Here is a 21794-nt window from a genome sequence, read left to right on the forward strand (position 1 = left end):
GGTCAAACCCATGCCATCTTTCCTTGAAGCGCTGGCAACGTTTCTTTTTGCCGTTGCCATTATCCACACGTTCTCTGTCCCGGTTTTCGCGCGGTTGGCCAACAAACATGGCCCGCACGCCGGGTTGTGGCACATGCTGGCCGAAGTCGAGGCCGTTTTCGGTGTCTGGGCGTTCGTCCTGATCGTCTTTATGGTGATTTCGGCCGGAGCGCCCGAGGCCATCAGCTATATCGACTCGCGCAACTTCACCGAGCCCGCTTTTGTGTTTGCCATTATGGTGGTCGCTGCCAGCAAACCTATTCTTGACCTGGTCGGGATGCTGGTGCGCGGCCTGGCGCGTGCAGTGCCCATACGCACCGAAGTGTCAATGTTCTTTATCACCATGTCGCTGGTGCCGCTGGCCGGTTCGTTTATTACCGAACCCGCCGCCATGACGCTGGCCGCCCTGTTGTTGCGCGACGCCTACTTCCGGCGTTCTGAACAGGCCGGCTTCAAGTACCTGACGCTGGGCGTGCTGTTCGTCAATATTTCGATTGGTGGCGTGCTTACAGCCTATGCTGCCCCCCCCGTGCTCATGGTCGCCCAAACCTTCGGCTGGGACTCCTACTACATGCTGACGCACTTTGGCTGGCGCGCTGCGGCAGCGGTGTTCATCAATGCAGCCCTGCTTACCCTTATTGTGCGCAAGTATCTGGTCACGAAAGAAATCGGTACGGGCTCGGGGGTTAACAATGCCGACGAAACCGCCGAAAAACGCCCACCGGCACCGCCCTTCGTCATGGCCATCCACCTGGCCTTCCTGGTGGCCATTGTGCTTACCGCGCACCACCCGGCCATGTTCCTGGGCCTGCTCATGATGTTTATCGGCTACGCCGAAGCCTACCCCAAGTTCCAGAACCGTCTGCTCATTAAAGAAGGCCTGATGGTGGGCTTCTTTCTGGCCGGTCTGGTCATCTTGGGCGGCCTGCAAAAATGGTGGCTGCAAGACTTGCTGGGCAGCCTTCCGCCCACCGTGCTGTTTTGGGGCGCTACCTTCCTGACGGCACTGACCGATAACGCCGCGCTCACTTATCTGGGCTCTCTGGTCGAAGGCACCAGCGATATCTGGCGTTATATGCTGGTTGCCGGCGCAGTAACCGGCGGCGGCTTAACCGTCATTGCCAACGCGCCTAACCCGGCTGGCTTTGCCATCCTGAAAAACACCTTTCCCGATGGCGCCATTTCACCCCTGAAATTGCTGCTCTCGGCCCTGGTGCCCACGCTTATTGCGGCATTCTTCTTCTTGCTGCCGCACCAGGCATTCAGCTAACGACCACCTGGTCAGGCCCTGCAACCAATACCAAAAAGGCCTGAAGCCGCTATAACAGCGGCTTCAGGCCTTTTTATTTATTGCGTCTTCAACGTACCGCCTTAAAAACCGCTTAACTAGCCGAATTTTTTTGGCAACGCTGCGCCTGTGGCCGTCTGGCCCACAGGCGCATTGCACTTACTTTTTACGGTCGCGTCGCAGCATGCGAACCAGCCAGACAAACAGGGTAATGGAGCACACCAGGCCAATGCCGAACAAAGCAAGAACGATCAGTTCACCGGTTGTCATCGTGTGCTCCGTACCCGTTTATATCAAGCTGTGATTACTGGTTGCCACCAAACTTGGCACGCAGTTCTGCGGCGTACTTGGGGCTGGCCTGGTCAATCGCTTTCCAGGCTTCGGTGTTGGCTTGCTTGACGAAAGCATCGCCGTTGCTGACCGACACCATTTCAATACCGAACTCTTCCTGACGCTTCTTCTCGGCAACAGCCAGCTCATGGTCTTTGGCGTAATTGGCCTCAACTTTGGCCATTTGCGCTTTCAAGAACTCGCGCTGTTCGTTGTTCAGCTTCTTTTCCCAGGTGTCCTGGTTCATGAACAGGCTGACTTCTACGTTGTAGAAACCAGGTTCAACGCGGTACTTGGTTTTTTCTTGCCAACCCAGGTCAAAAATACCTACGCTAGGCCAGCCGTAGCCGTCGACCACACCACGCTCAAGCGCTGTAAATACTTCGCCGGGGGGTACTTGCAAAGGCGCTGCGCCAAGCGACTGGAAGAACGCACGGTACACAGGCACACTGCGCAGCTTCATGCCGGCAAACGAATTGCCATCGGGCTTTTTGTTGCTGTATACGTGGTATTTCAGGCCATCGGTAGTACGACCCAACCACACCATGTTGGCCTTTTCGCGATGGATCTTGTCCATCAGTTCGTAGCCGCCGTTTTTACGCAGCTCGGCCATGGGAGTATTGGTTACGGTCAGGGCCAGGCCTTCGGGCACCAGGTTGGCGTGGAACACGGCCGTTGTGTTGGCGATATCGACCACACCCGAACGCAGGGCACTACCGACTTCGAACGGAGGCATGGACTCGGGGCCACCCACAAACTGGATCTGGACCAGACCTTTGCCTTCGGCGTTCACCGAGTTCATGAATTCGTTGAACTGACGGAAGAAGAACGCATCTTTGTTGAATACGCTAACAGCTTTCAGTGTGACTTCTGCACCTTGTGCCGACACCGCGGCCAAGCCAAGCACCGCGCCCAGCGCGATTTTTTTCAATTGAAACTTCATGTACAGATCTCCTTTGGTTACATCATGAGTTGTGGCAGCCCCACAGCCAGCCACGGGATTAACAAGATCAAGCCCAGCACCAGCAGCTCAATGAGAAGGTATGGCATGACCGACGCATAAATTTGCGTCAGACGAATTTGTGGCGGGGCCACGCTTTGCATGACCATGCACAGCAAACCGAATGGCGGCGTCAGCAGGCCCATTTCCATGGCCAGCAAGAACATGACGCCCAGCCAGATGGGGTCGATACCGGCCGCGTTGGCCAGAGGCATGAAGAACGGCAGCGTAATCATCATCATGCTGACCTGGTCAATCACACATCCCAAGGCCAGCAGAATCAGCAGCATACCGATAATCAGCCACATGGGCGACAGGTTGTACTCGGTAATCAGGTTAAGCAAACCCGTGGTAGCCCCCGAAAAGCTGAGCAACTGCGAGAACGTAGTCGACGCAATCAGCACAAACAGAATCACCACAGAAATACGAGCAGTTTCGATGAGCGACTTGTAAAAGCTGCTGACGGTGAAAGTGCCATAGCACATCGTGGCAATAGTAGCCGCGACCGCGCCAATAGCGGCAGACTCGGTAGGCGAGGCCCAACCCACCAGCATGCTGCCCACCACAGCAACGAAAATACCCAACAGCGGCACCACGTCGCGCATGAAAGGCTTCCACTTTTCCCAGCCCGAGACGCGCTCGCTGGGATCGTCGGCGGGCGCCAGTTCGGGGTTCATTTTGCAGCGCAAAACAACATAGCCGACGAACATGACAGACAACAGAATGCCCGGAATAATGCCGCCAATAAGCAGTTTGGAAATGGAAATGCCGGCCAGACTGCCCAGCATCACGGCCAGCGCCGAAGGCGGAATGAGCATGGCAATGCCGCCTACCGCCATAATCGGGCCCATAGCCAGGTTAGGGTGGTAGCCCCGTCGCATCATTTCGGGCAACAAGGTGCCCCCCATCATGGCCGTATTGGCAATGGTTGAACCCGACAAGGTGGCAAACACCGTACCGCCAACCACCGACACAACAGACAACCGCCCAGGCACCCGGGCGATAAGGCGTTCGATGGCGTTAATGGCCTTGAACGCCAGCCCGGTATGAAACAGGACCTCGCCCATAAGAATGAACAGCGGGATGGGCGTTAACGAAAAACTGCTGACAGACTGAATGGAATTGCGAACCAGTTGACTGACACCGGCCTCGCCCCCCATGAACACCCATGCGCCCAGCAGGTTGACCCCCAGAAACGCAAAAGCAACTGGCACGCCAACGAGCATCAGCACGAAGAGCGTACCCAACAACAACATAATTGCCGACTGCCAATCCATCATGCCACCTTATCTTTGAAAAACAGACCTGCAAACTGACGTGTAAATTCGATGGTCAGCAGCACAAAGCAAAACAGCATGGGCAGCCCAAGCCACCACTCGGGGAACATCAGCACCTTGAACACGATACCGCCCTGCTGCGCGGCGTCGAGCAGGCTGGTGTAGCTGTACCAGGCCAAAACCGCCGAAATAAACAGGCACACGCCGTAAGACACCAGGCCTACCAAAAACGCAGCTGCCCCGGTGAAATTACGCACAATGACGTCGACACGAATGTGGTCGTTGGTATAAACCAGCCAGGGTGCCGCACAAAACGCGGCAATCATCATCATGTATTCAGTGACTTCGACAGCCCACTGAATTGATGTGACACCCAGATTTCGAAGCAGAACGTCGGCGCACACCAGCAGCGCCATGGCAAAGAAAAGCAAGGCGGCAAAAGCGCCCGTACCATTTAACAGGCCCCTATAGGCCCGCGACAGCCCGGAGCCGCCGACCGGCCCGGACTGTGTCTCGAAAGATTGTTGCATACGACTCGTCCTGTAAGCGTTGAGCGCAGAATTTTAACCTTAAACAATGACAGCCTAAACCATCTGCATGTAACACTCGAAGAGTCGCCCTACACATCGCCTACCAGGAGGCCCCTTTTTCGGCATGCATTTTGCGCACCATGGCCTTGAAGAACTTAACGGCGAAATCGTCTTCACGAATAAGCATGGCCGTCAAGTCTGCGCATTTCTGTGCAATTTCGTCTGACAACGCTACATCCTCGCCCCCCATCGCCGCCGCCTGACACTGAATTTCGGCAGCGCGCTGCACCGTCCAGAGCAGAAAAAATGCTTTTTCGATGGAGCTTTCGCCCACGGCCACGCCATGATTACGCAGCACCAGAATGTGTTTGTTACCCAAACTGTCCAGCATGCGGGCCTTTTCGTCGGCAAACAACGTAATGCCCTCGAAGGCGTGATAGCCCACCCGCCCATACAACTGCGCCCCGTAAAAATTGTTGTGATCAAAACCGTTCTGCTTTTGTGCCACGGCCGAGATCGGCGTCGTATGGGTGTGAATCAGGCAATGGATATCGTCGCGCGCACCATGCACAGCGCTGTGCAAAGCAAAACCCGCTGGGTTTGCATCGTATTCGGAGACCTCAAGCTTATGGCCATCGAGGTCGACCTTAAGCAGGTTGGCCGGCGTGACCTCGCTATAGTTCAGCCCAAAGGGGTTAACCAGGTAATGGTGCGTCGGCCCCGGCAACCGCGCCGAAATATGGTTAAAAATTGTCTCGGTCCAGCCAGAAAAATCAACCAGCCGATAGCAATACGCCAGCTGTTCACGCAAAGCCCATTCGGCTTCAGGGCAGTTTTCGGGGCGGGTAACGGGTGACATGGTCAGATCTCCTGGGGGTGAAGGTTATTGTTTAGAGGCATGGGCGCCCCGAAACCGCGCCAGCGCCAGAATGTCGCGACTGACCGGCATGGGGATATTCATACGGTCTGCCAGCTCGATAACGGCATCGCCAATGGCGGCCAATTCAAGCGGCAGGCCTTTTTCGTAGTCTTGCAGCATCGACGTCTTGACCGGGCCCATACCGGCCGCCAGTTCTAAAAAGGTGTGCGGGTCAAAGTTGATGCGCGCCCCATAGGCTGCCGCCACCGCCAGGCCTTCGTTCAGCATTTTGACCACAATCTGCTTGATATCGGGCTCGGAATACAATTGGTCGAGCGTGCCGCCAATAACGACCGAGAGCGGATTGGAGGTCAGGTTAGCCAGAATTTTCGTCCAGAGCGTGTCGCGAATGCGATCGACGCCGCGCGCTTCTATGCCGGCCCGCTCAACCATGGCGCGCAAGCGTTCCAGGCGTGGGGTCAGTTCGCCGGAGGGTTCGCCAAAGACCACCAGGTGCGGGTTAACAGACCTGACCACCCCCGGGGACAGGGCTTGCGCCGTAATAAATACCACGCAACCAATAACCTGGGCCAACGGCACAGCGCGGGCCAAGGCACCGCTTGGGTCGACGGCATGCACCGGCTGCCCGTCGAAGCGGCCGCCTTCGGCAAAAAAGTACCACCACGGGACGCCGTTAACCATGGGCACCACCACAGTGTCGTCACCCAATAAGGGCGCCAGGGTGGGCAACAAGGCGGGCAAGGCTTGCGCCTTGGTGCATACAAAGACAATATCTTGCACGCCAAAATCGGCACAGTCGTCGCTGGCATTCACGTTAACGCGGTGCTCGCCGTCAAGGTCGTGCAAGCAGATACCACCGGTTTGCAACGCCGCCAGCGTCGCCCCGCGAGCCAGCACGTTTACCGGCTGCCCGGCAGCCTGCAACCTTGCCGCAAGGGTGCAGCCGATTGCGCCCGCACCCACTACACACACTTTTAAAGAAGTCGATTCTGTCATCTGCCTAGCCTATGTCTGCCCGCTGCAGAACATACCGGGCACCTGCGCCCGGCCGGCCCGCAGCGCAGGCGCTTGAAACAAGAAAATTTTACCCTTAAAGCATTTTGAGCAAACTAGGGGAAATCGCTTAAAATTTCAGCTTTAGGCGTTCATCTTGATCGCACTTCCAGATCAGCTTTTTACCAGCCTCGAGACCTCGGGCTGGGCCATGTCCGACGCGGTCATCCCCGTCGAATGGCGGCACTCATTAAAAGAGGTCAGTCAAACACTTTTCGAAGCCGGCCAGTTCCACGATGCGCTCATCGGGCAACACGCAAGCCGGCAAAAAAACACCGACATTCGCGGCGACAGCATTTGCTGGGTCGACCCTCATCTCCCCCCCTACGTCACACACCCCTTCTTTCTTTTTCTGGCCGATCTGCGCCAAACCCTTAACCAGACTTATTTTTTGGGCCTGCGCAGCGAAGAACTGCACTTTGCGCGCTATGGCAGTGGCTACGGCTACAAAAAACACCTTGATCAACACCGCAACTGCCCCCACCGCAAAATTTCGGTCGTACTGTATCTTAACGACGACTGGGGCACAGACGACGGCGGCGAGCTTTGCCTGTACGAAGAAGGCAACGCCGGCCTTGAACGTGTGACACGGCTATTACCCACGCCAGGCCGGTTTGTCATGTTCAGAAGCGACCAAATCTGGCACGAAGTACTTCCCACCCGTAAAACACGCTGGAGCCTGACCGGCTGGTTCAGGGACGACCAACCGATAGCCGGCTAGCAACGCCTGGGGTGCCGTCAGCCAGACCTGATGCGACCTTTACCCGTTGCATGCCAAACATTAGGCAAATTTTGGCTTAGATCGAACACATGACATCGGCACCCGACGAAGCGACGCCGGCATTGTTCTTGGCATAAGCCACTTCCATGTCGCGCGGCAAGGTCACACCGTTTTTAACAGCCAGCACTTCGGCCATGATGCTGACAGCAATTTCGGGCGGTGTTTTGCTGCCAATAAAAATACCAATAGGCCCACGCAAACGCTGCAGCGTTTCGCGGGTTTGGCCCAAATGTTCGATCATGCGCTGATGGCGGGCCTCGTTGTTGCTGCGCGAGCCGATGGCGCCGATATAAAAGGCCTCGGTTTCGAGGGCCTCGAGCAGCGCCAGGTCATCTAGTTTAGGGTCGTGCGTGAGCGCAATAATGCACGAACGGCGGTCGGCCTTGAACGCCAGAACCACGTCGTCGGGCATATCAGACACTACCTTGACCCCCGGCACCGACCAACTGCCGCGATACTCTTCACGCGGATCGCAGACAGTCACCGCAAACCCGTTGAACAGCGCCATAGTGGCCAGATACTCGGCCAACTGCCCCGTCCCGATCAGCAGCATGCGGTATTCGGGCCCAAAGGTATTGACCAGTTCGGTATCGGAAACGGCCAGCGCTTCGGGTTGCGCGGCTTCGCGCAGCGTGACCACGCCATCGGCCAGGTTAACGCTGCGCTGCATGAGCTTGCCCTGTTCAAGCGACGCTATAAGTGTTGCCAGCGCCTGGGCATCCGGGTCGAACTCCAGCAACAGCTCCAGGGTACCGCCGCAAGGCAAACCAAACCGGTGGGCCTCGTCGGCCTTGATGCCGTACTTTAAAAACCGGGGCGCCCCATGCGGCATGTCTTCGTTTTGCGGCGCACCGGCATAGGCTTTGGTAAACCGGTAGATCAGGTCATCTTCAATGCAGCCACCCGACACCGACCCGACCACCGAGCCGTCTTCGCAAAGCGCCATGGTCGAGCCAATTGGCCGAGGCGACGAACCCCAGGTGCGCACCACGGTTGCCAGTAGCCCGCGTTTACCCGCCAGACGCCAGTCTTTCAGGGCGCGCAATACAACCAGATCAAGATTTTCCATAATTCGACTACCAAAAGGCGGCCAACGCAGCCGCACCTTGTTTATTTAACAGCCAGCGCAGCCTCAAACGCGGCGGCCGTCGCCAGAACCAAAGCATCATCACCCAATTTGCCGCCAATATGCAAGCCAACCGGGAACCCGGCGGCATCTACGCCGCAAGGTATGGAGATCGCCGGCATCCCCGTCAGGTTGAACGGCGAGGTCAAGCGCGTCAGCACCGTGCGAACCGGAATACTGCGATCGTCTTGTTGAATGACCGCGTCAACAGGACTCGCCACCGTTAATACCGTCGGGGTCACCATGACAGACGATGGCCCAATCAACACCGCCGATACGTCGTGGGTAAGGGCTGTGCGCAAACGCTGGGCCTTGATGTAATCGACCGCAGCAATGGCCCGCCCGGCCTCCAGTCGCGACCTGATGTCTGGCGCAATATGTTCGGGGCGACGCAATGCAAGGCCGTCGTGTACCTGCGCCGCCTCGGCGGCAAGCGTGACATGCTGGATGGCAGGCGCCTGATCAAGTGCCGGGATAGTGCCGCGCTGCAGTTGCAAACCTGCATTCTGCAAGGTATTTAGCGCTGCGTTATACGCGGCATGCACCCCAGGCTGCAGCAAATCGTTAAAGAAGTTTTGCGGGCAATAGGCCGTAATATCGTCCAGGGACATCGGCCTGGCGTCAGCATCATCCACCACCGGCGCCGCCTGCGCCGCACCGGCACTAAGCACCTCAGGCGTTTCCTGGGCCATCACGGCAGAGACCAGCGCAGCGTCTGCCACCGTCTTGGTTAACGGGCCTACGTGATCCAGCGTAAATGTCAGCGGAATAACTGCATCGCGCGGGATGACGTCGTAACTGGCCTTGAACCCGACCAGCCCGCACAACGCCGCCGGCATGCGCACCGAACCGGCCGCATCAGTACCCAAGGCAAAATCGGCCATACCTGCCGCCACCGCGACGGCCGAGCCACCACTTGAGCCGCCCGGCACACAAGAAGGATCAAGCGGATGCCCTACTGCGCCAAAATGCATATTGTTCGACAAACCGCCATACGACAGCTCGTGCATATTGGCCATGCCAATCACAATGGCGCCTGCCGCTTCCAGCCGGGCCACCGCCGGCGCACTTTGCCGGGCAACTTGTCGGGTAATGGACAACGACCCCGCCTGATACGGCAGACCGGCCACCGGAATGCAGTCTTTGACGGCGAACACAACGCCTGCCAGGGGGCCCGGGTCATAGCCGTCGGCAATTTGGCGTTGCAATTGCCGTGCCTTTTGAAGCGCCCCCTCGGCGTCGACATAAATAAACGCGTTCAGTTCTGCCTTGGCAGCAATGACCTGAAGAAAGTGCTGCACGCGGTCGACGGGGTTAACCTCGCCCGAAGCCACGCCCCGAGCCAACCGGGCCAGCGGTGCGTGTGCAACCGACATGCCCCCGAAAGAGCCCGGCGCAATCGCAGGCAAGGCCCGGTTTGGCATCCCGACCGGGTCTGCAGGCGTCGGGACGGCATAACTGCGCAACGCCTGTACCCGGGCGTCTGACACGGATGAATTCATAACAAGCCCTTTGCAACCATTGCCTAAAGGGTATGCGCCGGCACCGCCGACACAAACGCATCAATAAAGTCGGGCATCAGTACGGCATCGGCGCGCCCCCGCTTGGTAATACGATAAAAACTTAGCGACGCCGCCGGCTCGTTGATAATGGCCGTGCGCACACCATAACGCTTGCAGGCCGCATTGGCATACGACGGCACAATGGCCGTCCCCAGCCCCGCCGACACCATCGCAATCACGGTTTCAAAGTTGTTCAGGGTCAGGCGTTCTTCATTGGCGCGGCCTATGGCCGCCAGGTGTTTCTCGACCACTTGCTGGATACGATTTTCGGGCGGCAGCCCCATCAGCGGTACGTCGATCAGGCTGGACCATGGAATAACCTCGGCATCGGGCGACGGGCCGCCCTCGGGCGCGTCGAAGTCGACCGGCGCCACCCACATGAGTTGATACTCGAACAGTGACACCAGCTCGACACCTGAAGTTGGCTTGAAAAACGCCCCCAGACCAAAATCAAGTTCGCCGCCTTCGACCATGTGCTGCACTTGCGCCGGTATGGCATCGACCAAGCGGATGTTGACCTCGGGGTGCATCAGGCGAAACATGCGGCATGCCGCCGGCAAAACATTAGAGGCCACCAACGGCGTTACACCCACGTTCAAGGTTTGATTTGCCCGGTCGGTCAGCTCGCCCAGGTACTGGGCCGACGATTCGAGCTCTTGCACCATGCGCGACGCTACTGGCAGGAACTCTTGCCCGGCGGTGGTTAACGTAACGTTACGGGTGGTGCGGTCGAACAAACGGCAATTAAGCTGCGACTCGAGCTCGCGCATCATGATGCTGAGCCCGGCTTGGGTAACGTGCATTTGTTCGGCAGCACGTGTGAAATTACCCAGGCGCGCCACATGCAAAAACGCCTTGATTTGCCTAAAACTGATATTCATAAACTATTATTATTAATTCATTTTATATTCAAATTTCCATGATACCCCCGAGTCCTTTCTAATAACCTTAGTATTAGCCCGGAGACAAACTCATCATGACACTTGCACACCATTACATCGACGGCCAATGGGTCACCGCTGTTTCAGGCACCGCCACGACCGGTCCCATTCTTAATCCCGCCACGTCTGAACATGTGATGGACTTCTGCGACGGAACCACTGCCGAAGCGCAGGCCGCCGTTGCTGCCGCTCGACGCGCATTCAACGACACCAACTGGAAGCAAAGCCCCCGGGTTCGGGCCGAGGTCTTACTGACCTTTGCAACCAACCTCGAAGCCCGCAAAGACGAAATTGCCGACTGGATCGTTAAAGTTAACGGCAAATTACGCCGTGAAGCCATCGGTGAAATCATGGCTGGCGTTTCTGAACTGAAGTACTACGCCGGTCTGGCACGCAACCAATTTGGTCGTATCCTTGAAATTGAGCCCGGCTGTTTTTCTACGCTAGACCGCGAAGCCGCAGGTGTCGCTGCCATTATTTTGCCCTGGAACGCGCCCATCACGTTGCTGATCCGCTCACTGGCACCCGCCCTGGCGGCAGGCTGCTCAGTCGTCATCAAGCCCGCGTTCCAAACCTGCATTGCCAACAATCTGGCCCTCGAATGCGTCGTCAACGACGAACGTGTGCCCAAAGGCATTATCAATTCGGTCATTGAGTCGGGCACCGACGTATCGCGCTATCTGTGCGATACCGTCGATGTCGACGTTATCAGTTTCACCGGGTCGTCACATGTGGGCAAGCTGATTGCCGCAGCCACCGCCGGCACGCTCAAGCGCCTGTCCCTCGAACTGGGCGGCAAAGCACCTGCCATTGTTTTCCCCGACTGCAACATGGACAAAACCGTCGCGGGCATTGTAGCCGGCGGCATGGTCATGGCCGGCCAGCAATGTACCGCCATTGCGCGTGTTCTGGTCCACGACAGCATCTACGACGAATTCCGCGCCCGCCTGACCCACGCCCTGAAGAACCTTAAAGTCGGCCCTGGTACTGATCCCGAAGCACAAATGGGCTGCCTGATCGACATTCGCAACCGCGATCGCATTGCCGACCTGGTCGCCAAGGCCGAGCGCGAAGCAAGAGTCGTCCTGAAAGGCGAGATTCCGGGCGGCGATCTGGCTAAAGGGGCATTCATCCGACCCAGCCTGATCGAAGTCGACGATCTGAACTCGCCGTTTATTCAAGATGAACTCTTCGGCCCCATTCTCGTGCTCGAACGCTTTACGTCAGAAGACGAAGCTGTTTCACGGGCCAATGCTACTCGCTACAGTCTGGCGTCCAGCGTCTGGACGGAAAACGCCCTGCTGGCGCGCCGCATGGCGTCACGCCTGAACTTTGGCAACGTCTGGTGCAATAGCCACAACCGACTGTTTGCCGAAGTCGAAACCGGCGGCTATGGCGACAGTGGCTACGGCAAACTGCACGGTTGGGAAGGCATGTACGACTTCATGAAGACCAAGCACTTCTACCTTGAAACCAAATAAGCAACACACATAACACCGGTGCCAAAGCAGCCCCAGACTGCGCGCGCCGGGTATGAAACACCGCAGGAGACAACAATGTTTATCAAGAATGCCTGGTATGTTGCAGCATGGGGCAATGAAATTGGGCGTCACCTGACCCAGCGCTGGATCACCGGCGAACCCCTGGTTATGTTCCGCACCGAGGCCGGTGAAGTCGCCGTCCTTGAAGACCGCTGTGCGCACCGTCGTGCATCTCTGTCCAAAGGCAACTTGGTGGGCGATGCCGTTCAGTGCGGCTACCACGGCATCACGTTCGATTGCTCCGGCAAATGCACGCACATTCCTGGTCAGGACAAAATCCCGCCAGCCATGCAGGTGCGCCGTTACCCGGTCATTGAAAAATGGAAATGGATTTGGGTATGGATGGGCGACCCCGACAAGGCCGACGAATCACTGCTGCCTGAGTTCCAATACAACGACATGCCCGGCTGGCTGGCCACGGGCGGTTGCCTGAAAGTCGATGCCAACTACCAGTTACTCACAGACAACCTGCTCGACCTGACCCACGAAACCTATGTGCACGGCAAAACCATTGGCAACTCGGCTATTGTCGAAACCCCTATGGAATACCGCGTCGAAGGCAACGAAGTGCATGTGCAGCGCATCATGCGCAACACCCCGCCACCGCCTCTGTTCAAGAAAGTGCGCGGCTTCACCGGCAACATCGACCGCTGGCAGGTCATCCGCTTTCAGATGCCGGCCAACGTTTCAATTGACGCCCGCGGCTACCCCGCCGGTATCGATGACCTTGAACAAGGCATGCGCTGGTTTTCGATCAATTCGATTACCCCTATCGACGAGCGCAGCAGTCTGTACTTCTGGACGATCACCCGCTGTTTTGCGCTAGATGACGACAATCTCACCCAGATGATCAACGATCAGATTCTGAAAACGTTTCTGGAAGACGTTGAGGTTCTGGAAGCCCAACAGCAACTTATCGAAACCGACACGCGCGCCAACCCAGACATCAGTATCCGGGCCGACAGCGGCGCCATTTCGGCACGCCGTATCGTCCAGCGCCTGGCCGAGGCCGATGCGGTGCAAGCCCAGCCCGTTGAAGCCAGCGTCAACTAACAAACGGCAGCCGTTTCCGGCTGCCCAGCATTAATTCACACAAACCATGACGACAGAAATCACCGCAGCAGTCAGCCGCAAGTCCGGCGAACCATTTTCCATCGAAACCCTCACGCTTGAAGACCCCCGTGATAACGAAGTCCTGGTTCGCGTCGTTGCAACGGGCATCTGCCACACCGACGTCAACATGCGTAATTCCGACGTTTTCGTACCCAAGCCCATCGTACTGGGCCACGAAGGTGCGGGCATTGTCGAGCGCGTGGGTCGATCGGTACAAAAGGTCAAGCCGGGCGACCACGTTGTCATTTCGTTTGACTCATGCGGTACTTGCCAAAGCTGCCGCAAGGGCGACTCAGTCTACTGCCAGCATTTGGGGCGACATGCATTTTCGGGCAAGCGCATCGACGGCTCTACTGCCTTGAAGGCAGGCAACGAGCCTGTTCACAGCCATTTCTTCGGCCAGTCTTCGTTTGGCACCTACAGCCTGTGCACCGAGCGTACCGTGGTCCCCGTCGACAAATCCGTAAGCCTGGAGCTACTGGGCCCGCTGGGCTGCGGCATCCAGACCGGTGCCGGTGCGGTGATCAATTCATTAAAAGTGTCGGCCGGCAGCCGCATTGCCATTTTGGGTACCGGGTCGGTCGGGCTGGCCGCCGTCATGGCCGCACGCCTGTGCGGCGCCGCCACCATTATTGCCGTCGACACCCAAGACTCGCGTCTTGACTTGGCGATGGAATTGGGCGCCACGCACACCATCAACGGTGCAAAACAAGAAACCTTTGATGTCATTCGCGGCTTGGCGCCCGAGGGGCTGAACTACGTGGTAGATACCACCGGCAGCCTGCCGTTAATTAAAAACGCCGTCAACCACCTGGCGCCGCGCGGCGTTTGCGGCCTGATCAACACTGCCAAAGGCGCCGACGCCCAGGTCAATATTTTGCAAATGGTATTGGGCGGCCGCACCGTACGGGGCATACACCAGGGCGACAGCGTCCCCGACATCTTCATCCCGCAAATGATCGAACTCTACCGCCAAGGCCGCTTCCCGTTCGACCGGCTGCTTAAGTTCTATGACCTGGCCAACATTAACCAGGCCATGGAAGATATGGACAAAGGCGTCACCATCAAACCCGTGGTACGGATGGGGTAGGCAGGCCGCTTAAGTAGTCTAGCGTTTCTCTTAGCGAGACCACATCGGCATACTTCGCATTTAAGTCGAACAAACTCTGACGATGCGAGGCTTCCGAGCGGTCTCCAACCCCCTCCTCCACCACCATTGGACGGAACCCCGCCTGGCAGGCGTCCACTGCAGTAGCTCTGACGCAACCACTTGTCGAAGTTCCAACCATAATCACAGTGTCAACGTTCAGGTTGATGAGCATCGACAGTAAGTCAGTGCCCCAGAAACAAGAGGCATACTTCTTATATAGCCTTATGTCCTGCTCATTGGCACTTAAACGCTCATCTAACTCGTGCCCATCCCCACTGGCCAATAAACTAGCAACGCCTTTTTGTTTCATCGCCCATATGCCGGCATCAATCAAGTTGGGGTTGTCGTATCTAACGGCAGTAAAAATTACTGGCACCTCCTTGTTTTTGGCAGAAGTGATAATTTCGTTTGCCACTGTTATTTGACTGGAAAGATCAGCGCCTAAAGGTCTTTGAGCATCGGTAAACCCTTTCGTCAGATCAATAACCAGCACCGCCGGCCGTTTACCAAACCCGATCTTTACACCAAAACCTCTCGCGGCGAAAAAAGCCTCGTCATCAGTCAACCCACCCATAGCCCCCCCTTTTCGTTTGTTTGCAGAAGCGTACTCTTCTAGTGCACATAAATTGATACGCGAACAGGTTCTACCGTCTCACAGATCCCTGAATAGTTCAAACATTACCTTGCGCAACCAAACTACGCCCGGGTCACGATGAAATCGCTCGTGCCAATGCTGCATGACAAGTATGCGTGGCGTTTTGAAGGGAAGCTCAAAGTACTTGAGCACGCCCCGCTCGGCAAAAAATCGAGCCATCGCCTTAGGCAAAGTCACTATGTAATCGCTAAAAGGAATTATTGGCGGCACCGCCAAATAGCTTTCGGCCTGCCAACCGATATGTCTGACGATACCGACCTCTTCGATAGCATTGTTAAGCACCCAATGTCCGGTTCCCTGCAACGAGACAGCCAGATGCTGTTCTCCGGCATAGTCCGACCACGAGATCTGACGATCAATTCGAGGGTGGTCGCACCTTACTGCACCTACAAAATCCTGCTCGATCAATAACTGCTGATAAATGCCTGGGCCAAGTTGCGGGGAAAAGGCAATCGTCAAATCAATTTCGCCTTCGGCCATGAGCGCACCTGTATCCTTGCTGATCGAACGAAACTCGAAACTGATGTTTGGTGCCTGGCGCTGCTTGAACTCAAACAACGGTTTAAAGAGCGCCAAGTAACCCGCATCGGCCATCGCAATGCGAAACACCCGACTTGAGGTACTCGCATCGAACGGATCCCTTGAACTCGTCGCGTCGCACAATAAGCGATAAGCTTTGCCCAAAGGCTCCTGCAGCGACAAAGCGTGCGGCGTTGGAGCCATCCCCGCATTTGTACGAACAAACAACGCATCACCGAACTGTCGGCGCAAACGCGACAAACACATGCTTACCGCTGGTTGGGTCATATGCAAAGCCTCTGCTGTCGCAGACACACTACCCGTTCTAAACATTTCATCGAACACCGCAAGCAAGCGAAGATCAAGGTTTTTAATTGAACTGTTGAGCATTTAGAAACGTCTCTTATCAATTTTATTGATACAAAGTATAGCGATCTCAAAATAGACGGCTCGGGTGCACAGCACTAACCTATGAGGCGTATATACCAACAACGCACCTTTCGCCCATTACAGAGGCCGCACAACCATGAATACAATCCAGCCGCTTTCGACAAATAGGGACTCAACAGATATTGATCAACCAACCCCAACCAACGCTGAGCTAATCAACGACCTGGTAACGGCCAACCATATTCTGTACGCCCAGGGTGTGCTCGACGCCTTTGGTCATGTGAGCGTTCGACACCCCGAGAATCCAAAACGCTACCTGCTGTGTCGTAACATGGCCCCAGGTCAAGTTGAGGCCGAAGATATTATTCAATATGACCTGGACAGTCGGCCCCTTAATGCAAATGGTCGGAAGGTATATCTGGAGCGCTTCATCCACGGCGAGATCTACAAGGCCCGCCCAGATGTCATGGCTGTCGTACACAGCCACTCACCCTCCGTCGTTCCGTTTAGTGTTGTGCGCACCGCTCCACTTCGACCCGTTTGTCACATGGCTGGTTTCTTGGGCATTGGCGCACCGATATTTGAAATCAGCGATGAAATCGGCGACGGCAGTAATCTTTTGGTTACCGACGCCCCCCTAGGAAAGGCGCTTGCCCGAACCCTGGATAAAAAAACACTTGTTTTGATGCGAGGCCACGGGTCTACCGTTGTGGCAGATGACCTCAAGAAAGTTGTGTATCGCGCCGTGTACGCTGAAATTAACGCAAAGACGCAACTACAAGCATTACAGCTTGGGCAGCCACGCTACTTATCAGAGAAAGAGGCGGCAGCAGCTACTGAAACGATCGAAACACAAGTCATCCGGGCCTGGAATCTCTGGAAACAAGAAGCTGACGAAGTCAACTGAGGGCAGTACAGGTTGGCGTTAATGATTAAACCTCATCCGCCTCATCTGCCAACCTTAACCGAGCCAGGTGTCGTGTTGAGGGTACTTTTCTATTCTCAGAGTGCAGCAGCTCTTGCTCGTCCATCGCCAGATTTTCAATAACTTTGGCCAACACTTTTCTCGCTATAAGCACTTCCTGGACAGAAAGACCTTGTACAGCCAAAGCATTAACTTCCTCGGCCAGCGGCAGGAGGGTTGTCTTTAACGCCTTGCCTGAATCGGTAAGGTACAGATAAACGTTCTTTCGATTCCCCGATTTTTGCTTACGCTCGACGTAGCCCAAAGACTCCATCGCGCGGATCGCCGCTAATGTCGTTGGCGCCGACATCCCCGCAGTTTCGCTCAGTTCGCGCTGAGTCAATCCGTCGTGCTCCCACAATATGCGCAGGAAAGACCAGTGCCCGAATGAAACCGAGTGATCTATAAGTCGAATTTGAAGCGACCTCTCCATGGCGCGCCGGGCATCTTTAATCAGGTGTGCCAAACGGTCTTGCGGGATTGATTCCAGCCAGTCGCGGCGGCCCAGAACAACACTCTTTTCAGTCATTACCAATCACGCTCCAAAATTTTACGCATTAGTCTAAGCCACAATCCCGGCCTTGACCTGATGGGTTAAGGCTACCTCTTTGCCGGTTCGGGCAGACTCCAGAATGGCCAAACACACCTCGATGTTTGCACGTGCCCACGCCGCGGAATGCAGCGGTGGGCGCACCTCGCGTACGCTGGCCCATAACTCATCAACCACTTCGACCCGAGGCACATCACATTTCGGCGTTGGCCGGAGTTCCCGTTGCATATCTCCACACACCCATAGCCCTTCCGGCGTCAAACTAATATCTGCATGGTCCATCGAAACAATTACAGGCCCGAAATGCTGATGATAGGCCCCCGCGGAAACCGACATCGGGCGATAGGCACTGCCGCCATAGTTACGAGCGGCCTTAAGCTGAGCCTCCCGATCCGCATTAGCCGACGCTAATCGGGCACGTGACTGACCATAGGCATCCAATGGCTTTATTTCACCCATCTCGCTAATGTTGCCCATTAATTGATCGCTGTCGTAATGCGCAAAGCCACTGTAGGTCAATGAAGCAAACGCCCCGCCCTCAAACCCAACCAGCGCCATGTAGGCACCTTCGGTAGGTCGTGTCGTGTCCCAACAGCCTGTATACGCCCTAACACTGGTAGCTTCGCCACCCAACAATAGGCGAACGATGTCAACCTGATGGGCAGCCTGACTGAACACAACCCCGCCACCCTGACGCGTATCCAGTTCCTCTGGTCGCCGCGGACGGTATAGATAATCTGTGTAATTCATCGTATGCAGCATTCGAGGCCTACCCAAAGTGCCTGACTGTATCAATCGAGCAGCATGCAAAACGGGGCCGTCAAAACTATGCGAATGTCCCACCACGATAGGAACCCGTGCCTCATGTGCCACCTCCACAATACGGGTGCAATCTTCCAGCGTTATGGCCAGGGGCTTTTCTACAAGCACCGCCTTACCGGCTGACGCTGCTAGAGCAACATGCTCGGCGTGGTACTGGTGCGGGGACGCAATATACACAGCCTCAACCAGCGGATCGCCACAAAGCGCCGCCACAGAGTCATATACGCGTCCGCCAAAATCCGCCTCGAATTGCGTGCGGGGACCCGGCTGGGGATCAACGGCCGCCACCAAGCGGATTCGCTCGTCCTGAATAAACGTAGGAAGCATCAGCGTGAACGCGCGCCCCAAGCCCACGACACCCAGCCCGATCGGCTTCTTCTCCATTCAACTCCCCTGAACATATTGCAACTAAGTTAGATATCTAATAATATAGTCCAAATATAGTTAGATATCTAACAATAAATCTTGGTCACCACAGGCGCATTCATTTGCGCGCGACAACATAAACGGAGGTAGTCATGACACCAGAAGAAAACGATCTTCTTTGCCGAGTTACCGGAGACGCTCCGATGGGGCAATTGATGCGACGTCACTGGACGCCTGTTTGTCTTGTGGAAGAAGTCGCAGAACCCGACGGCACACCCGTAAAAGCAAGAATATTCGGGGAGCCCCTTGTCGTATTCCGAGATACCTCAGGCAAGGTAGGCGTCATCGCAGAACACTGTCCTCATCGGGGCCCATCTCTAGCCTTGGGCCGAAACGAAGAGGGGGGGCTACGCTGCTTGTATCACGGCTGGAAATTCGATATTCACGGAAACATTCTCGAAATGGTCTCCGAGCCCGGTGGCAATCGCATGGCGGCTGGCATCAAACATCCCGCCTACCCCGTTAAAGAATGGGGCGGTATGATTTGGGCCTATATGGGTCCGCAAGATGCCATCCCAGAATTTCAGCCGCCGGCATGGGCGCCGACGGCAGATACACAAGTCACCATTGCAAAGGCCGTTCTGCCCTGCAACTGGGCCCAAATTCTCGAAGGTGCAATCGACTCGGCGCATAGCTCGAGTCTGCACTCTTCCGACATGGTCTCTACAGAGTCAGTTAGCGGCGCAGAAGCCACTGATAGCCTATGGCTTCGTCCATCCAACGACAAAGCGCCACGACTTCAAATCGACAGAACGCCATACGGCTTTCGCTACGCCGCCATTCGTATCCCGATACATAATGCCGACGTTAACGATTACGTGCGCTCAACAGTATTCGTTGCCCCCGCTACCGCACTAATACCACCCAACAATCTTTATAACGTCGCCAACATCAACGTGCCGGCCGACGACACCACTACGGTGTTCTACTTCATCGCGTGGGGCCATCCTGCCCAAACCCCAAACACCGAGCAATGGCGAAAGTTCTTGGGGCAAACGGTAGGTGTAGACCTCGACCAGAATTATCGGCCGCTACGCACCGTTGAAAACAGTTTCTGGCAAGATCGTGACGCCATGAAAGCAGGTAACTTCACGGGCATTACCGGTTTCCCGAACCAAGACGTTGCCATGTGGTGCACGATGGGCGCTATTGCCGACCGGACCGCCGACCACCTTGGGGCAAGCGATATCGCCGTAGCAGAGTTTCGCAAGCAAATGCTTAAGGCAGTGCAGGTATTCAGGGAAACCGGTGAGGTCATTGGTGCTGGCACCTACGCCATACCCAAGCACATCTGCGCTTTTCAGACCATGGTGCCAAAAGGGACCGACTGGAGAACACATGAAGTTGGTCCTGTCTGGGAAACCGACAAGGCAACGGCGTAACGCCCACGACCCAAATTTACGTAGAACTATTACAGGAGCCTAAATTGGCACGACTACAACTTTCTATCGCTATGGGTGACTACGACCGCACCAGAGCACTGCTGGACGGCAACGTGCTGGTTGATGGCGTCGATCCGGTCTACATGACACTTTCACCGGAAGAGATATTTTTTCGGGCCTTCCGGAACACTGAATTTGATATTGCGGAAATGTCGTTCTCTAGCTATCTGGTGAAAGCCTCTCAAGGGCAAAATGCTTATGTCGCCATTCCGGTATTTCTTTCGCGTGCCTTTCGTCACACCTCAATTTACGTTCGCACCGACCGAATTAAACGACCTGAAGACCTGCGCGGCCGGCGCATTGGCCTGCCCGAATACCAACTTACAGCTAACGTATGGGCACGTGCAATTCTTGAAGATGATTACGGCGTGACGCCTTCAAGCGTAACCTGGGTAAGAGGGGGTATTGCAGAGCCAGGGCGACCCGAAAAAATCAAACTCCAACTGCCAAACGACATTAAGCTTGAAAACGCACCCGAGGGCGAAACCATTTCGGAAATGATAAGCCGAGGCGATATTGACGGGTTCATTGGACCTCGACCACCCGCAGGCAGCGCCGCAACGAACCCAAACGTTGGCTGGCTATTCCCTGACCCCACAGCGACGGCAAAAGACTACTTCAAACGAACAGGCATTTACCCAATTATGCATGTCGTGGGTATCCGCAAAACCCTGCTGGAGCAGCACCCCTGGCTAGCGAATGCGGTCTATAAGGCATTTGAACAAGCAAAACGCTTCGCTCTTGAAAAACTGGCCGACACGTCTGCGACAAAAGTCACGCTTCCCTTCGTAGAAGAACAGCTGAAAGCCGCAAAAGCACTCATGGGCGAAGACTATTGGTCATATGGGGTTGATCGAAACAGGAAAACACTCGAGGCCTTCGTCCATCATCATCACAAACAAGGACTTTCGGCACGCTTGATGAGTGTCGATGAAATTTTCCATCCCGCCACATACGAAACCGTCAAAATTTAAGTCGGTATGAGGTCGGGTGGCTTCCATTCCCCGACCTCCCCACCAAACTTAGCGTACCGCGTAATTGCCACGCGGCCTCAATACAAAGCCAATTGGCACTTAAACGCTCATCTAACTCGTGCCCATCCCCACTGGCCAATAAACTAGCAACGCCTTTTTGTTTCATCGCCCATATGCCGGCATCAATCAAGTTGGGGTTGTCGTATCTAACGGCAGTAAAAATTACTGGCACCTCCTTGTTTTTGGCAGAAGTGATAATTTCGTTTGCCACTGTTATTTGACTGGAAAGATCAGCGCCTAAAGGTCTTTGAGCATCGGTAAACCCTTTCGTCAGATCAATAACCAGCACCGCCGGCCGTTTACCAAACCCGATCTTTACACCAAAACCTCTCGCGGCGAAAAAAGCCTCGTCATCAGTCAACCCACCCATAGCCCCCCCTT

At 55.7% G+C, this 21794-nt stretch carries 21 protein-coding genes; 8 read left to right on the top strand and 13 right to left on the bottom strand.

The genetic code is table 11. The features are described from left to right. Positions 1-10 precede the first annotated feature (10 nt). Positions 11-1309: a putative Na+/H+ antiporter gene (locus GTU67_RS03570; RefSeq protein ID WP_185778801.1), complete on the top strand. Its 1299-nt coding sequence runs from the start codon at positions 11-13 to the stop codon at positions 1307-1309. Between the two features lie 322 nt (positions 1310-1631). On the opposite strand, the gene dctP is transcribed toward GTU67_RS03570, so the two are convergent. The 5 genes from dctP to GTU67_RS03595 all read right to left on the bottom strand — a co-directional run bounded on the left by dctP (position 1632) and on the right by GTU67_RS03595 (position 6340). Then, positions 1632-2600 (bottom strand): TRAP transporter substrate-binding protein DctP, encoded by a 969-nt coding sequence (gene dctP, locus GTU67_RS03575; RefSeq protein WP_185778802.1) that lies wholly within the window; start codon positions 2598-2600, stop codon positions 1632-1634. 17 nt (positions 2601-2617) lie between these two features. Beyond that, positions 2618-3937, bottom strand: coding sequence for a TRAP transporter large permease (locus GTU67_RS03580; RefSeq protein ID WP_249417543.1), 1320 nt, complete (start codon positions 3935-3937; stop codon positions 2618-2620). Further along, on the bottom strand, positions 3934-4464 hold the full coding sequence (locus tag GTU67_RS03585) for a TRAP transporter small permease (RefSeq protein ID WP_185778803.1): 531 nt from the start codon (positions 4462-4464) through the stop codon (positions 3934-3936). The genes GTU67_RS03580 and GTU67_RS03585 overlap by 4 nt, the downstream gene beginning before the upstream one ends. A 100-nt stretch (positions 4465-4564) precedes the next feature. Further along, positions 4565-5323, bottom strand: a complete 759-nt coding sequence (locus tag GTU67_RS03590; protein WP_185778804.1) for a class II aldolase/adducin family protein — start codon at positions 5321-5323, stop codon at positions 4565-4567. A 24-nt stretch (positions 5324-5347) separates the two neighbouring features. Next, positions 5348-6340, bottom strand: coding sequence for a ketopantoate reductase family protein (locus GTU67_RS03595; RefSeq protein WP_185778805.1), 993 nt, complete (start codon positions 6338-6340; stop codon positions 5348-5350). A 154-nt stretch (positions 6341-6494) separates the two neighbouring features. On the opposite strand from GTU67_RS03595, the gene GTU67_RS03600 reads away from it, so the two are divergent. Next, positions 6495-7118 (top strand): 2OG-Fe(II) oxygenase, encoded by a 624-nt coding sequence (locus GTU67_RS03600; protein ID WP_185778806.1) that lies wholly within the window; start codon positions 6495-6497, stop codon positions 7116-7118. Positions 7119-7194: 76 nt separating this feature from the next. Here the strand turns inward: GTU67_RS03600 and GTU67_RS03605 are convergent, their stop codons facing one another. The 3 genes from GTU67_RS03605 to GTU67_RS03615 are packed head-to-tail and all read right to left on the bottom strand — an operon-like array spanning position 7195 to position 10747. Next, positions 7195-8247 (bottom strand): XdhC family protein, encoded by a 1053-nt coding sequence (locus GTU67_RS03605; RefSeq protein ID WP_185778807.1) that lies wholly within the window; start codon positions 8245-8247, stop codon positions 7195-7197. A gap of 41 nt (positions 8248-8288) precedes the next feature. Then, positions 8289-9806 (bottom strand): amidase, encoded by a 1518-nt coding sequence (locus GTU67_RS03610; protein ID WP_185778808.1) that lies wholly within the window; start codon positions 9804-9806, stop codon positions 8289-8291. Between the two features lie 23 nt (positions 9807-9829). Beyond that, the gene (locus GTU67_RS03615; RefSeq protein ID WP_185778809.1) at positions 9830-10747 is read right to left on the bottom strand and encodes a LysR family transcriptional regulator; all 918 of its coding nucleotides are present in this window, start codon (positions 10745-10747) and stop codon (positions 9830-9832) included. 95 nt (positions 10748-10842) lie between these two features. On the opposite strand from GTU67_RS03615, the gene GTU67_RS03620 reads away from it, so the two are divergent. The 3 genes from GTU67_RS03620 to GTU67_RS03630 all read left to right on the top strand — a co-directional run bounded on the left by GTU67_RS03620 (position 10843) and on the right by GTU67_RS03630 (position 14551). After that, entirely contained in the window at positions 10843-12288 is a 1446-nt protein-coding gene (locus GTU67_RS03620) for an aldehyde dehydrogenase family protein (RefSeq protein WP_185778810.1), read from the top strand. Between the two features lie 75 nt (positions 12289-12363). After that, on the top strand, positions 12364-13401 hold the full coding sequence (locus GTU67_RS03625) for an aromatic ring-hydroxylating oxygenase subunit alpha (RefSeq protein ID WP_185778811.1): 1038 nt from the start codon (positions 12364-12366) through the stop codon (positions 13399-13401). Positions 13402-13447: 46 nt separating this feature from the next. Beyond that, positions 13448-14551, top strand: coding sequence for an NAD(P)-dependent alcohol dehydrogenase (locus GTU67_RS03630; protein ID WP_185778812.1), 1104 nt, complete (start codon positions 13448-13450; stop codon positions 14549-14551). Here GTU67_RS03630 and GTU67_RS03635 read toward each other — a convergent pair. Together GTU67_RS03635 and GTU67_RS03640 are read right to left on the bottom strand one after the other, a co-directional pair. Continuing rightward, positions 14526-15185: an isochorismatase family protein gene (locus GTU67_RS03635; protein WP_185778813.1), complete on the bottom strand. Its 660-nt coding sequence runs from the start codon at positions 15183-15185 to the stop codon at positions 14526-14528. The genes GTU67_RS03630 and GTU67_RS03635 overlap by 26 nt on opposite strands. A 78-nt stretch (positions 15186-15263) precedes the next feature. Beyond that, positions 15264-16175 (bottom strand): LysR family transcriptional regulator, encoded by a 912-nt coding sequence (locus GTU67_RS03640; protein WP_185778814.1) that lies wholly within the window; start codon positions 16173-16175, stop codon positions 15264-15266. A 136-nt stretch (positions 16176-16311) separates the two neighbouring features. Between GTU67_RS03640 and GTU67_RS03645 the strand changes: the two genes are divergently transcribed. Next, positions 16312-17082 carry a class II aldolase/adducin family protein gene (locus tag GTU67_RS03645; protein ID WP_185778815.1) on the top strand — a complete coding sequence of 257 codons (771 nt, stop codon included), beginning with the start codon at positions 16312-16314 and terminating at the stop codon, positions 17080-17082. A 25-nt stretch (positions 17083-17107) separates the two neighbouring features. On the opposite strand, the gene GTU67_RS03650 is transcribed toward GTU67_RS03645, so the two are convergent. Both GTU67_RS03650 and GTU67_RS03655 read right to left on the bottom strand, forming a co-directional pair. Beyond that, on the bottom strand, positions 17108-17668 hold the full coding sequence (locus GTU67_RS03650) for a MarR family winged helix-turn-helix transcriptional regulator (RefSeq protein ID WP_249417552.1): 561 nt from the start codon (positions 17666-17668) through the stop codon (positions 17108-17110). Positions 17669-17701: 33 nt separating this feature from the next. After that, entirely contained in the window at positions 17702-18895 is a 1194-nt protein-coding gene (locus GTU67_RS03655; RefSeq protein ID WP_185778816.1) for a Gfo/Idh/MocA family protein, read from the bottom strand. Between the two features lie 134 nt (positions 18896-19029). Between GTU67_RS03655 and GTU67_RS03660 the strand changes: the two genes are divergently transcribed. Together GTU67_RS03660 and GTU67_RS03665 are read left to right on the top strand one after the other, a co-directional pair. Further along, on the top strand, positions 19030-20319 hold the full coding sequence (locus tag GTU67_RS03660; protein ID WP_185778817.1) for a Rieske 2Fe-2S domain-containing protein: 1290 nt from the start codon (positions 19030-19032) through the stop codon (positions 20317-20319). Between the two features lie 44 nt (positions 20320-20363). Next, positions 20364-21353 carry a substrate-binding domain-containing protein gene (locus GTU67_RS03665; protein WP_185778818.1) on the top strand — a complete coding sequence of 330 codons (990 nt, stop codon included), beginning with the start codon at positions 20364-20366 and terminating at the stop codon, positions 21351-21353. On the opposite strand, the gene GTU67_RS03670 is transcribed toward GTU67_RS03665, so the two are convergent. Continuing rightward, a complete protein-coding gene (locus GTU67_RS03670; protein ID WP_185778819.1) occupies positions 21343-21783 on the bottom strand; it encodes a cysteine hydrolase family protein in 441 nt (146 codons plus the stop codon). The genes GTU67_RS03665 and GTU67_RS03670 overlap by 11 nt on opposite strands. Positions 21784-21794 lie beyond the last annotated feature (11 nt).

The sequence above is a fragment of the Pusillimonas minor genome, assembly GCF_014237865.1.
Classification (GTDB): domain Bacteria; phylum Pseudomonadota; class Gammaproteobacteria; order Burkholderiales; family Burkholderiaceae_B; genus Neopusillimonas; species Neopusillimonas minor.